Source organism: Paenibacillus wenxiniae (assembly GCF_039822605.1).
GTDB classification, from domain to species: Bacteria; Bacillota; Bacilli; order Paenibacillales; family Paenibacillaceae; genus Saccharibacillus; species Saccharibacillus wenxiniae.
This window is the reverse complement of sequence record NZ_JBCGUH010000008.1, coordinates 115,756-129,117: the sequence shown is the minus strand read 5'-3', so window position 1 is coordinate 129,117 and position 13,362 is coordinate 115,756. Positions and strand designations below refer to the sequence as shown.

At 47.8% G+C, this 13,362-nt stretch carries 9 protein-coding genes and 2 pseudogenes; 7 read left to right on the top strand and 4 right to left on the bottom strand.

What is annotated here, in order from left to right; translation table 11 throughout:
• Window positions 1-407: 407 nt before the first annotated feature.
• The 6 genes and pseudogenes from ribD to scpB all read left to right on the top strand — a co-directional run.
• Window positions 408-1,508 carry a bifunctional diaminohydroxyphosphoribosylaminopyrimidine deaminase/5-amino-6-(5-phosphoribosylamino)uracil reductase RibD gene (gene ribD / locus AAHF22_RS15725; RefSeq protein ID WP_347325975.1) on the top strand — a complete coding sequence of 367 codons (1,101 nt, stop codon included), beginning with the start codon at window positions 408-410 and terminating at the stop codon, window positions 1,506-1,508.
• 25 nt (window positions 1,509-1,533) lie between these two features.
• A complete protein-coding gene (gene ribE, locus AAHF22_RS15720) occupies window positions 1,534-2,205 on the top strand; it encodes a riboflavin synthase (protein ID WP_347325974.1) in 672 nt (223 codons plus the stop codon).
• A 64-nt stretch (window positions 2,206-2,269) separates the two neighbouring features.
• A pseudogene (ribB, locus tag AAHF22_RS15715) lies at window positions 2,270-2,899 on the top strand (3,4-dihydroxy-2-butanone-4-phosphate synthase); the annotation flags it as partial.
• Window positions 2,900-3,273: 374 nt separating this feature from the next.
• Window positions 3,274-3,744: a 6,7-dimethyl-8-ribityllumazine synthase gene (ribH, locus tag AAHF22_RS15710; RefSeq protein ID WP_347325973.1), complete on the top strand. Its 471-nt coding sequence runs from the start codon at window positions 3,274-3,276 to the stop codon at window positions 3,742-3,744.
• A 195-nt stretch (window positions 3,745-3,939) separates the two neighbouring features.
• The gene (locus AAHF22_RS15705; RefSeq protein ID WP_347325972.1) at window positions 3,940-4,731 is read left to right on the top strand and encodes a segregation and condensation protein A; all 792 of its coding nucleotides are present in this window, start codon (window positions 3,940-3,942) and stop codon (window positions 4,729-4,731) included.
• Window positions 4,700-5,296: pseudogene (gene scpB, locus AAHF22_RS15700) on the top strand (SMC-Scp complex subunit ScpB); the annotation flags it as partial. The gene AAHF22_RS15705 and the pseudogene scpB, both read left to right, overlap by 32 nt.
• A 741-nt stretch (window positions 5,297-6,037) precedes the next feature.
• On the opposite strand, the gene AAHF22_RS15695 reads toward scpB, so the two are convergent.
• The 4 genes from AAHF22_RS15695 to AAHF22_RS15680 all read right to left on the bottom strand — a co-directional run bounded on the left by AAHF22_RS15695 (window position 6,038) and on the right by AAHF22_RS15680 (window position 10,418).
• Window positions 6,038-6,961, bottom strand: a complete 924-nt coding sequence (locus AAHF22_RS15695) for an AraC family transcriptional regulator (protein ID WP_347325971.1) — start codon at window positions 6,959-6,961, stop codon at window positions 6,038-6,040.
• Between the two features lie 386 nt (window positions 6,962-7,347).
• Window positions 7,348-8,358, bottom strand: coding sequence for a FecCD family ABC transporter permease (locus AAHF22_RS15690; protein ID WP_347325970.1), 1,011 nt, complete (start codon window positions 8,356-8,358; stop codon window positions 7,348-7,350).
• A complete protein-coding gene (locus AAHF22_RS15685; RefSeq protein WP_347325969.1) occupies window positions 8,355-9,371 on the bottom strand; it encodes a FecCD family ABC transporter permease in 1,017 nt (338 codons plus the stop codon). The genes AAHF22_RS15690 and AAHF22_RS15685 overlap by 4 nt, the downstream gene beginning before the upstream one ends.
• A 90-nt stretch (window positions 9,372-9,461) precedes the next feature.
• Window positions 9,462-10,418, bottom strand: coding sequence for an iron-hydroxamate ABC transporter substrate-binding protein (locus tag AAHF22_RS15680; protein ID WP_347325968.1), 957 nt, complete (start codon window positions 10,416-10,418; stop codon window positions 9,462-9,464).
• 165 nt (window positions 10,419-10,583) lie between these two features.
• Here AAHF22_RS15680 and AAHF22_RS15675 point away from each other — a divergent pair, with 165 nt between their 5' ends.
• Window positions 10,584-13,193, top strand: a complete 2,610-nt coding sequence (locus tag AAHF22_RS15675) for a beta-mannosidase (RefSeq protein WP_347325967.1) — start codon at window positions 10,584-10,586, stop codon at window positions 13,191-13,193.
• Window positions 13,194-13,362 lie beyond the last annotated feature (169 nt).

The following is a 13,362-nucleotide window of genomic DNA, read 5'->3' as shown; positions in this document are numbered from 1 at the left end:
GGCTTATTGGGCTGCATTCCTTTATTTGGGCATCTTTGTATACAGTCATGACTTGTCCCAATAGCAAGCTTGTATCAAGCTGCATGACAGTGTCTGCCGGAGCATCGGTATGTATTGCTGATGTCGTCGTTTGCATATGACCTGAATCCATATTTCGATCTGTTTAGGATGCCCCGTAGTACCGGAATAATGCCGGTCTGCGGGGTTTTTCGTATTTTCGGATTGTTCATAAGGTGTGATTTTGTTACTATGTTATAAATGGTAACTAAATAAACCGCTTGATCTGTCCTCTCATTTCCTGCTTGCATCATTTCAGGGGCATATAGGGGCATATACTATACCCTACGCGATGAACAGGTGGACGAGGTTACAGATCACATTTTGCACAATACGAAGGAGCCTTGAAGATGAACTTGTTAAACGATGAATTTTATATGTCACTTGCATTAGATATGGCGGAGCGCGCCCAGGGACAGACGGAGATTAATCCTGTTGTCGGCTGTGTCGTTGTTAAAGATGGGCGAGTTGTAGGTATGGGTGCGCATTTGAAGCGCGGCACCGGACACGCGGAAGTGCACGCGCTGAATATGGCAGGTGCGGAAGCGAAAGGTGCAACGGCTTATGTCACGCTAGAACCGTGCAGCCATTATGGCAAGACCCCTCCATGCAGTGATCGATTGATTGCAGAAGGGGTAAAACGTGTCGTTGTGGCCGCCGTGGATCCGAATCCTCAGGTGGCTGGCTCAGGCATTGAGCGTCTGCGCAGTCATGGTATTGAAGTGGTGACCGGTGTGCTGGCGAAGCGTTCGGAGCGTCTGAATGAGACATTTAACAAATACATTACGACAGGTATGCCATTCGTAACACTTAAGACAGCGAGCACATTGGATGGACGACTCGCTTCTCGTACCGGCGATAGTAAATGGATTTCCAATGCAGCTGCACGTGAACGTGTACATGCGATGCGCCATCGTCATCAGGCGATTATGGTCGGTATTGGTACCGCACTGGCGGATGATCCAGAGCTGACGACACGGACGGAAGTGCCCGGTTTGAATCCGATTCGAATTGTGATCGACTCGAAGCTACGCATTGGAAATGAAGCGCGTCTGCTGGATACGACGCTGGCACCGACTGTGGTCGTCACGACGACAGCAGCGGATCGCGCGCGTATTCAGGAACTCCAAAGTCGTAACGTACAGGTGCTAGTTTGCGGCGAAGGCGAGCATGTCGATTTGCAGCTGGCGATGCGTCGTCTTGGTGAACTTGAGATTTCATCTATTTTGCTGGAAGGTGGAGGCAAGCTGAACGGAGCGATGCTGGAAGCAGGACTGGTTGACCGGATGACGCTCTTTTTTGCACCGAAGCTGATTGGCGGTACGCTGTCCACATTCGTGTTTGACGGCTTTGAGCGGATGAATCAGGCGGTGACGCTGGATGAAGTCGAAGTGGAGACACTGGATGACAATGTGTGCATTAGTGGACGTGCGCTCTACCATCATTTGTAAAATTGGCAAAGGAAGGTGATGCCCTATGTTCACCGGATTAATCGAAGAAATCGGTACATTGAAAAAAATAGATCGTCGCGGCGAAGCGATGGTGCTTGGCATTCAAGCTTCCCATATTATGCACGGACTGGCACTCGGCGACAGCGTAGCTTGTAACGGTGTCTGTCTCACCGTAACGACGATATCCGGCCCCCTCTTTACCGTGGATGTGATGCCAGAAACGTATCGTCTGTCCAGCCTCAAGGATCTGCGTACAGGCAGCCCAATCAATCTGGAGCGTGCGATGGCAGCGAATGGGCGCTTTGGCGGTCATATCGTGCAAGGACATGTGGATGGTGTGGCGACGATTGAAGGGATTGAGAGTAACCAGAATGCGGTCATTTTCCGCATTAAACCGCAGCATGCCGATCTGTTTCGCTATATTATTCCGAAAGGTTCAATCGCGGTAGATGGCATTAGCCTGACGGTCGTTGCTGTCGATAGCGGCAGCTTCACGATCTCCATCATTCCGCATACGCTTAAGGAAACGGTGCTTGCGCATCGTAAGCCAGGCGATACGGTCAATATCGAATGCGATGTGCTGGGGAAATATATCGAGCATATGATGAATTATCGCCAGTCCACACCGAATGATGCACATGATGCGCGTGGTGGTGGCGTAACGGCAAACTTTTTACAGCAAAACGGGTATATGTAAACTAAGTATATCGATACATGTACAACTAGAATAGCATCCTGACAGATAGAAGGAGGCGGAGCGCATGAATGAGGAACTTACCGGTCTGAACCGGATTGAGGATGCTGTGCACGATTTGCAGCAAGGGAAGGTTGTTATTGTCGTCGATGATGAAGATCGAGAAAATGAAGGCGACTTTATCGCGCTGGCAGATCATGCGACACCAGCGATTATTAATTTTATGGTCACAGAAGGACGTGGACTGGTCTGCTTGCCAATTACAGCCGAGCGAGCGCAAGAGCTGAAGCTGGAGCCGATGGTACAGCAAAATACCGATTACCACGGTACAGCATTTACCGTTTCGATTGATCATGTGGATACGACAACTGGCATTTCAGCGTATGAACGCTCGTTGACAGCGATGGCGATTACGAAGCCCGAAGCAGGATCAGAACATTTTCGCCGTCCAGGTCATATGTTTCCGCTTATCGCCAATCCGGGCGGTGTGCTGGCAAGACCTGGTCATACCGAAGCAGCGATTGATCTGGCACGTCTGAGTGGTGCTTATCCTGCCGGTGTCATCTGCGAAATTATGAATGAGGACGGTACGATGGCACGACTGGATCAACTACGTACACTGGCGCGCAAGCATGATCTCAAGCTGATTAGCATTCAGGAGCTAATTCATTATTTGCAAAATCACAAGAGTGAATTGCATAGTAAATAAGTTTAGGTCATCCACTTTGGGGAAGCAAGCCTAGACCATCAAGCTTTAATGAATAAGTTCAGTGAATAAGTTCATTAAATAAATTGAGTAAATAAATTCAGCGAATAAATCCCGGTAATTAAGTTCCATTAATTAATCTCAGGTAAAAAGGCATTTCGGTCTTCGAACTTACGATGTGACTTATGGTGTAATTCCACATTTCTACTTTGATCATCTATAGCTTGATCATTTATGGGTGGATCAGTGGATTGTGGCGATTCGGTCGTCCGACTTGATCGTCGGTCATGTTCTACGATCTCGAAGCCGAAATGCATAGCATATACAATTTACCCACTATACTAACTAAAGCGAGGAATCCAATCATGGCGAACATTTTCGAAGGACATTTAGTTTCTCAGGGGTTAAAATTTGGTATCGTTGTTGGCCGTTTTAATGAGTTCATTACGAACAAGCTGCTAAGCGGCGCACTGGATGCATTGCAACGTCATGGTACAGCACAGGATGATATCGATGTTGCCTGGGTGCCAGGCGTATTTGAAATTCCGTTAATCGCGCAAAAAATGGCAGAGTCTGGAAAATATGATGCGGTCATTACACTCGGTACCGTTATTCGTGGTTCCACAACGCATTATGACTATGTGTGTAATGAAGTAGCTAAAGGTGTAGCGGCGATCAATCTGAAAACCGGTGTACCGGTGATCTTCGGGATTGTGACGACTGAAAATATTGAGCAAGCGATCGAGCGTGCCGGTACGAAGGCAGGGAACAAAGGCTGGGATGCGGCAAATGCCGCTATCGAAATGGCCAATCTGTCCAGTCAATTCAAGAACTAATTGGTGTAGCATTCATATCAAAGTTCACAAAAAGAGGCCATCCAAAAAGGATTGGGCCTCTTTTTGCTGAATAGGTATAGTCATGCCTTCACATTAAGGATAAAATAAGGTTGGTATGATACGCTATATGTGCTTACACTGTGTATGGTTAGATGAGCATCGTATGAACGCATATGAAATTAAGGGAGTGTGCCTGTGACTGTACTATACAAACTCGCTACGTTCGAAGGGCCGCTCGATCTGCTGCTTCACTTAATTGACGAATCGGAAATTGATATCCAGAACATCCCGATTAGTGAAATCACGGAACAGTATCTGGATTATCTTCATAGTATGAAGGAACTTGAGCTTGAAGTGACCAGTGAGTTTCTCGTGATGGCGGCGACACTGCTCTCGATTAAGAGCAAAATGCTGCTGCCCAAACCGCCGGTGATGGAGATCGACGATTTTGATTATATTGAAGATGACGATATGGACCCACGCGCCGAGCTGGTGCGCAAGCTGGAAGAATACCGGAAGTATAAAGGCATCGCCGGTCATTTGCGTGAGCGCGAAGAGGAACGGAGCCTGATTTTTACAAAGGAACCGGAAGATATGACTCCCTTTGTCGCTCGTGTCAACTACAATCCGGTCGAAGGCTTACATACGATGGATCTGGTGGAAGCCTTCCAGAAGGCGCTTCGCCGGGCGACAAGGCGTGTGCGTGTGACCCGGATACAGCGTGATGAGATTTCGGTAAAAGATCGTATTCGGCAGGTGGTGGATCACTTCCAGAGATTGGAGCGGGGCGAGCAATTGCTCTTTTCCAAACTACTGGAAAGTGAAGTCGTTCGTCAGGAGATCGTAGTGACTTTTCTGGCGGTACTTGAAATGATGAAAATGCGGCAGATTTGCTGCTACCAGAGTCGTCTGTTTGACGACATTGTGATGGAGTGGAGAGGAGAAGTAAGCCTTAATGAAGTCCCAGAAGTTGAAAGCAGTTATTGAAGGCATGTTATTTCTCGCAGGTGAGGAAGGACTGAATGTACGACAGATTGCCGAGGTGACCGAGCAGCCTGTCGATGTGGTGCAGATTGCGATCGACGAGCTACAGGCCGATTTGAAAAAGGCGCGCCGCGGCATCCAGATCGTCCATATCGCAGGCTGTTATCAGCTATCGACCCTGCCTGCGCATGCAGTCTACTATAAGCGGCTGGCAGACTCGCCAAGCCGCTCCTCCTTGTCTCAGGCAGCATTGGAGACATTATCAATTATCGCGTATCGCCAGCCGATTACGCGGGTCGAGATTGAAGAGATTCGCGGTGTTAAAACGGATCGTGCCATCTATACACTCGTGAACAAGGATCTGATTCAGGAAGTTGGTCGTGCCGAAGCGATCGGACGTCCGATTTTGTACGGTACGACAAAGTCGTTTTTAAATTATTTTGGCTTGAGTGGTTTGCGTGAGTTACCGGATGCGTCACAGTTCGAGACCGAAGGTGACCTGGAGGAGGAAACCCAGCTTCTGTTCAACCGGTTGGAGGAACAGACGTATGGGGAGGATCTTCCTGAGCTGGCGGAGCTAGGTGAGGAATTAATCGAAGCAGCAGAAGCAGCTGGCGTACAGGATGTGGAACTGCCGGAGTCGCTTCGTGAAGCTGCACATCATGATGGTCATAGCGACGAAGAGGACGCATCGAATCAGGAGCAACCGTCTCAACATCAATCGTCTGCAAAAGATGAATCCCATGATCGTCATTCGTTTTGAGTTATTGGAGTAACTAGGCTGCTTTGGCAGGTAGATAGTAATGATCACCATTGCAGAAGATGGGAGATCGAAACAGAGTGATCTGTGGTCGATTCGCATCATGCTAACCGAAAACAGGTCCGTTCACGTTAGCGTGAAGGACCTGTTTTTGTGTGTTACGTTGCATGTATAAATACGAGACGATGAAAGCAACTTGCCAGATGACCAAAGCCATGTACAAGATGAGCCAAATAATGAATTGGGATGTTGGAGTTCGCGATGATTAACGCCATCAGGGTGTTTCGAGCGCTCTCATTTGTATCATAACGCAAACACTAGTATAGGCTGTCCTCACCCTCACCGTTCACACCCGTCATGCGCACGTTAGCGCTGAGCGATGACTTGGAGTAGTACAAATTTATATAAGTGCATGCGATAAACTTCGACCGAGTCAGAAAGCAATAATTTGAATGGAATCTTGTCTCGTACAGAAAGCTAAAGAGCCAGCCGTACATTTCAAGCCCTATTCGTTTTGCTCTATTAAAGTGAAAATTACATCTACACTAATTACATGTGCCCGTTGCCAGCTTCCGCGTACTCCTTTTTCTCCACCGGAATATAAATGTCCATCACCAGATTCTCGTCCCCGTAACAACGCTGATCATACACCTCAAAGTCCACGCCGCCACTGGCATACGCATAACCTGAACTTGGAAACCACTCATTAAAAATATAACTTGTTGTGCCCTGAATGGCACGTCTAAAGCCACCGTCAGCACGATTGGCAGGAGGGGTGGTGAACACGGCATAGGTGGATGCAGGAATGACTGTTGTAAACAGTCCGTCCGGTACATGTTCAAAACCCTCTACTTCAACGCCGATCACATAGCGGAAGTGCTCGGCGTGCGGGTCATTCATAATGCAGGCGCCATATTCGGTATGACTTACAGGCTGGAGCACTTCGTGTAGCATATGCTCCCCATTTTCCTCCGTATAACGCTGCCAGAAGGCAGGAATATCGGTCATATTGTCACCGTTCACCCGTGTTTCGATGGCATAGCCTGCCAGCTTGAATTCCGGTTTGATTACAAAGGTTGGTCGCATCATCATTCCTCCGATGAGTTGGTAGTTGGCGAGCTTCGCAAGATCTACCTTTTCGGGAACATAGCCGGTAGCATGCATACGATATTGCTCTGGAGACAAACCGTATGTTTTACGAAATGCTTTAGTAAAGCCAGCATGCGTTTCAAAGCCATAATCCAGTGCGATATCGAGCAGTGTACGTGTGCTTGCCATGTCGGCAGCGGCATACGCTAACCGTCTGCGGCGAATATAGTCCATTACGGGCAGTCCGGTCTGTGACTGAAACACTTTATAAAAATGGTACAGCGAGAACCCTGCCAGCCCAGCAAGTTCTTCTGCTCGCAGCGGCTCTTTAAGATGCTGTTCGATATAGTCAATTGTCGACTGAATGCACTCCATATAATTCATAGATTGGTTCCCTCCCGATCGGTAACGTTATTGTAGCAAAAGGGATTGTACTCGGCTTGTCCATTTTTGCGAATAGTTTGAAGGGGAGCGGTGGAGCGTAGTGAGAGGCTTATCTTTGATCGTGCTATTTGATCGTGCTAATGGGAGGGATGCAGCAAAAAGGCTTTGTCTATGATGATGCTTTAGACAAAGCCCTGGTGTTGGAATGTTAGCTTAAATTGATGGTAAATGAAGCTGTTAGACTTGGATTGGAAGGGGCGGTTCCATAAGGCTTGTATCCTGTTGCAGTTTTCAGACAATTCCTAAATAAAATAAACCAAAGGGTGAAGTCCCCAAAATACAAGCTCCAAAATATAGACTTCAAACTACAATCGAATCCGCCTCTACTACTTTTTCAGTAGCAAATACAAAAAGTACGGTGCACCGATAAAAGCAACCACAACCCCCGCAGGCAAGCCGTCCGGTTCGGTCAGATTGCGACCGATCGTATCGGCAAGCAGTAGGAGCCAGCCACCGATCAGTATGGATACAGGGACAAATAGTTGGTGCTTCGGACCAACAAGTGCGCGTGCGATATGTGGAGCCATTAGCCCCACAAAGGCAATACCGCCGGTTACGGATACGGCCGAAGCAGCAAGGGCTACAGCGGCTAGCATGAGTAGTAGACGGTCACGTTGAATCGGAACGCCGGCACCTACTGCGGTCTCCTCATTAAGTGCGAGCAGGTTGAGGGAGCGGCATTTGTAGAGGACGAATGGGATCAGTAAGATTAGCCACGGCAATAAAGATAGAACAAAAGGCCAATCGGTTCCCCATACATTACCGGCAAGCCAGCGGGCGATAAAATCGACTTTGACCTGGTCGACCGAGGCGATCAGTACGACCATCACACCGGATAGGGCGAGCGAGAAGCCTACGCCGGTAATAATCAGCTTCATAGGCTGCAAGCCTTCGGCGCGGCTATAGGAGAAAAAGTAAATAATGATCGCCGTGACCAGTGCAGATAGAAACGCAACGATTGGAATCATATAAGCAAAGTTGCCGACTTCCAACGGAGCGAATAGGAAGAAGACAGTAATGCCAACGCCGGCGCCTGCATTAATACCGATGATGCCGGGATCGGCAAGTTCATTGCGTGTAATGCCCTGTAACACGGCGCCTGATAACGCGAGTGCCATGCCTGCCAGCAATGTGATCAGCATGCGTGGGAGACGGATGGAGAAGATTACGAATTGATCCATAAAGCTACCCTGTCCGAGTAATGTTGGAATGATACGATCGAATGATACCGATGAAGAGCCAAGACCGAGTGATACCACCACTGTGACGATAGTGAGTAGTATCAGTATGAACATCACCAGTTGCTGCCGACGAAACGTTTGCACGGCTTTGATCATAAGCTTTGCACTCCTTTACGGACGATGAGCAGGAAGAACGGTAAGCCCATAATCGAAAGGATGGCAGCAACCGGTGTCTCAAATGGAGCATGAATCGTGCGAGCAAGCATATCGGCAAACACCATAAAGGCAGCCCCAATAATCGCGGATAACGGTAAAATCGTTCGATAATCGGTTCCGGCGAACATACGCACAATATGTGGCACCATCAGACCGATAAAAGCCAGATTACCTACGAGTGCAACGCCTGATCCAGCGAGCAAGGTAATGAGCACGAACAACGCGATTTTGATCGGCATCGTTTTCAGACCTAAACCGACAGCCGTGCTTTCACTCAGGCTCAAAATCGTAAGCTGTCTGGACAGCATAATGGAGATGATCAGACAAATCACGATGATGGGTGTGAGTGCTTGAACTTGCGCCCATGTTGTACCTGCCAGACCGCCGGATGTCCACATCGATACACTTTTGGCCACTTTAAATTTGAGGCTGATGCCATCGGCAATGGCGCTTAATAATGCGGATACCGCAGCACCTGCCAGCACCATTCGCAGTGGTGACATATTACGTTTGCGCAGCGCCGCAATGCCGAATACGAGCATCACACCAATCGCTGCACCGATAAAGCAAGCAATCATCGTACCGATATAGCCTGCTGCTGGAAAGATCGCGAATACGAATGCGAGTGCTGCACTGGCTCCAGCGGTTAAGCCGAGCAGACCTGGATCAGCAAGTGGATTGCGTGTTAATCCTTGCATAATCGCACCCGCTACCGCCAGCGCTGCACCAACGAGTACACCAGCTACTTCACGTGGTAATCGAATTTCACGAATAATTGAAATATCGCCGCCACTCAAATGCGGACTAAAGATCGCATCGCGAATGTCGGCAAGTGAAATGCTTTTGGCACCGAGCAGAATCGCCACTACAAACACAACGACAAACAATACCAGACTGAGCACAAGCTGCAATGGAAAATAACGCATGCGTTTATGAAACGGAGGAGTTTTCATTCATCAATCAGTTCCTTCACTGAATTTGGAAAAAGGAACGCATCGCGTTCCTTTTGGTGTATAGCATTGTGCAGTTGAATGTGTGTATGATCAGGATTGACCGAGCAGGTCTTTTTTGATCAGATCCAGCTGGAAGTCCAGCGTCGTTGCATCATTAAATGTAAACCCGCGTCCATCGACTTCATACAGATGGTTATTTTTTACAGCTGGAATGTTTTTAAATGTATCCGTGCTTTCGAATGACGTATCTGAATCTGGATATTTACTGAAAAATACATAATCACCCATATAATCCGGCAACACTTCAGCAGATAGGGTATAGTACCCTTCTTTCTTCGTCATTTCTTTTACTTTTTCCGGCATGTTCAGACCCATTGCCTGATAAAGAATTTCCGTACCCCGTCCCCATGCATCGCCGAAAGTGTACATTTCTTTACCATACACTTCAAATACAGATACGGTGGAATCAGCGCCGATTTTCGCTTTAATCTCTTCGCCTGCTTTAGCCGCACGCTCCTTGAAATCTTTCACCCATGCTGCGCCTTCTTCCGCTTTGTTCACCACTTTAGCCGTTTCCTCAATCTGTGTCAGATAGTCGACTTTGTTGTACGTAAACGAAACGAGTGGAGCGAGTTGTTTCAGTTTGTCGATATTTTTAGTCGTGCTGCTGGTAATGATCAGATCTGGTTTCAGTTCAATAATTTGCTCCAGATTGTCAGCCGACACTTCTTTGGCGTTGCCAAGATAAGGTTTCATATTCGGATTGGACATTGTCCATGTGTCTGCACCTACGATCGGTACGCCCAGCTTAGCGAGTGTACCGGCAGAGCCGTCCAGCACAACGACACGTTGTGGGTTGGCAGGCACTTCAACAGGACCATTTTCCGATTGATATGTAATCGTTGAGGCTTCAGTCGTTGTCGCTTCACCAGACTGACTGCCTGAACCGTTCGTGTCCGTTCCTTTTGTTGCCGTGCTCTGTGCATTGCCACATGCTGCGAGCATCAATACGAGTACAACCATTAAAGGCAAAAACCATTTTCTCATGCTATAATCCCCTTTTTCTTTGTTGAAATTGATAATCATTATCATATGCAATAATCAAACTTTACGTGGGGAGCTATTATTTGTCAACCCTCATTTGCTTCTTGCGTACAGTCGTAGTAAGGTGTATGCATAACAGTTTAGCCAATTGGAAAGGATGATCTCACCATGACCGATTTGCAATTGACGCCTCACCGACAAGCCTTAACAAACTGGAGTTTTAAAGCAACTGATGACAATGAGTGGTTACAAGCAACTGTACCGGGTACCGTGCATACCGACCTGCTTGCACTTGGCAAAATTCCTGATCCATTTTATGGTACGAACGAGAAGGATGTACAATGGATTGATAAGAAAGATTGGGAGTACATATCGACGGTTACCATTGAATCTGCGACACTTCGCCATACCCATGTGGAACTCGTATTTCACGGACTGGATACGTATGCGGATGTATATTTAAATGATCAACTGGTGTTGTCGGCAGACAATATGTTTCGTACATGGCGCGCAGATGTGAAAGCGTATGCGAAAGCAGGTGAGAACACACTTCGCATCGTATTTCGGTCGCCGATTCAGGAGGATTTGCCGAAGCTGGAAGCGCTTGGTTATCCGTTGCCAGCAAGCAATGACCAATCCGATGTGGGCGAGCTGGGAGATAAGCGAGTCAGTATTTTTGCTCGTAAAGCGCCATATCATTATGGCTGGGACTGGGGTCCACGTTTTGTAACAAGCGGAATCTGGCGTGAAGCAGAGCTGGTAGCATGGTCGGAAGTACGGATCGAAAGCGTATTTATCCGTCAGGATCAGATTACGTCCGAAGCGGCAGAGCTGACCGCTATCGTCCAGGTGTACTCGGAGCGTGAACGCGAAGCGAATATCCATATTCAAACGGATGGCGAAAACTGGGAGCGCAAAGTGACACTACAGGAAGGGACAGACGTGATCGAGCTGTCACTTACGGTAGAACAGCCTCGTTTATGGTGGTCACGTGGTCTGGGCGAAGCAAATCTGTATACGTTTACAACGGAAGTACTAGATGAAGCGAGCCATCAGCCGCTCGCTCGTCAGGAAGTACGTACTGGACTGCGCTCGGTGCGATTAGTACGGGAGCAACATGAGGATATGCCGGGCACGTCGTTTTATTTTGAACTGAACGGTGTACCTGTATTTGCTAAAGGGGCTAATCATATTCCGAATGACAGCTTTTTGACGCGCGTAACCCGTGAACGTTATTTGCATGAAATCGTGTCGGCAGCCGATGCCAATATGAATATGCTGCGTGTATGGGGCGGCGGTATTTATGAAAATGATGACTTTTATGAACTATGCGATGAGTACGGTATTCTCGTATGGCAGGACTTTATGTTTGCATGCAGTATGTATCCGGGCGATGAAGCCTTTCTGGATAGCGTACAGGCAGAGGCAGAAGACAATATTCGCCGTCTGCGCAATCATCCGTCGATCGTGCTCTGGTGTGGCAATAACGAAATCGACTCCGCCTGGGCGCATTATATCGAAAATGGCGGCTGGGGCTGGAAAAAGGATTATACCGAGGAGCAGCGCAATAAAATCTGGGCGGATTACGAAGCCATTTTCCATGAGCTATTGCCTGAAGTCGTGGAAGCAGAAGCACCAGGTGCAGAATACTGGCCTTCATCACCGCTTGTTGATCTGACCGGAGATGAAAGTCAGCATACCCGTTCATTGACTGATACCGGAGATATTCACTACTGGGGCGTATGGCACGGAAGTGAGCCGTTTGAAAATTATAACTCGTATGTCGGTCGCTTTATGAGTGAATATGGTTTCCAATCGTTCCCGGAATACCGCTCTGTGCTTACGTATGCGGAGGAATCGGATCTGGAACTTGAATCCGAAGTGATGCTGCGTCACCAGAAAAATGGTGCCGGTAACCGTCTGATCAAAGAATATATGGATAAATATTTGCCACAGCCTAAGGACTTCCCGTCCTTCCTGTATATGAGCCAGGTGCTGCAAGCTGAAGCGATGCAAATGGCGATTGAAGCACATCGTCGCAATAAGCCGTATTGCATGGGTACGTTATACTGGCAAATGAACGATTGCTGGCCGGTCGCTTCATGGGCGGGCATGGATTATTACGGTCGCTGGAAAGCGTTACACTACTATGCAAAACGCAGCTTCCGTGATCTTGCCGTTTCAGTCGATGGGACAGATGGGGAGAACTTCCATATTTATACGATCTCCGATGTGTTGTCGCCAGCTGCATTGACGCTGCGGGTAAAGGTGCTCGGTTTGGATGGTGGATTGTACAAAGAAATTCCGCAGTCGTTCCATCTGGCTGGCAATGATTGTGTGAAACAGATGTCCCTGTCCAAAGTGCATTTGTTAGACGGTGTTGATCCGCATCAGGCGGTATTATTAGTAGAGCTGGAGCACGAGGGCAAGATCGTAGATAGCAAGCTGAATTACTTTGTTCCGGCAAAAGAAGTTGCGCTGAGTCAGCCGAACATTACCGTAACCGAAACGACGGAGAACGGAGTTAGCGCCATCCAGCTCACGACGGATAAGCTTGCACGTCAAGTCTGGCTGTCTGCTGACAATACAGGTGAATTTAGCGATAACTATTTTGACTTGCTGCCAGGACAAACGTATACCGTTTACTTTAATCATCTTGCCGCTATACCACGTAGGGATGCACAGCAGCCACAGCATGGCGTAGCAGCTGCAAATTTCATACCGGCTGTCGCTGAAGGATTGAAGGTTACTTCGATGGCGGATTATATTCAGCTTTGATAACATTTAATTAAAATGTCTTAATTAAATTAATATTACGCGACCTGTAGATCTCCTTTAAAGTTGGGAGCGATCTACAGGTTGTTTTTTTGGAGCTTATAAAATGTACAAGCATAGAGACTGCTTGTGTTTTATAATTTGCTTGATTATCATTATATGCACAAAGCAT

What these genes read in the sequence shown, in the direction of transcription:
- AAHF22_RS15685 (WP_347325969.1), bottom strand. Translation starts at nt 9,371, where the DNA reads ATGAAAACTCCTCCGTTTCATAAACGCATGCGTTATTTTCCATTGCAG.
- ribD (WP_347325975.1), top strand. Translation starts at nt 408, where the DNA reads ATGAACTTGTTAAACGATGAATTTTATATGTCACTTGCATTAGATATG.
- ribH (WP_347325973.1), top strand. Translation starts at nt 3,274, where the DNA reads ATGGCGAACATTTTCGAAGGACATTTAGTTTCTCAGGGGTTAAAATTT.
- AAHF22_RS15690 (WP_347325970.1), bottom strand. Translation starts at nt 8,358, where the DNA reads ATGATCAAAGCCGTGCAAACGTTTCGTCGGCAGCAACTGGTGATGTTC.
- AAHF22_RS15695 (WP_347325971.1), bottom strand. Translation starts at nt 6,961, where the DNA reads ATGAATTATATGGAGTGCATTCAGTCGACAATTGACTATATCGAACAG.
- AAHF22_RS15680 (WP_347325968.1), bottom strand. Translation starts at nt 10,418, where the DNA reads ATGAGAAAATGGTTTTTGCCTTTAATGGTTGTACTCGTATTGATGCTC.
- ribE (WP_347325974.1), top strand. Translation starts at nt 1,534, where the DNA reads ATGTTCACCGGATTAATCGAAGAAATCGGTACATTGAAAAAAATAGAT.
- AAHF22_RS15675 (WP_347325967.1), top strand. Translation starts at nt 10,584, where the DNA reads ATGACCGATTTGCAATTGACGCCTCACCGACAAGCCTTAACAAACTGG.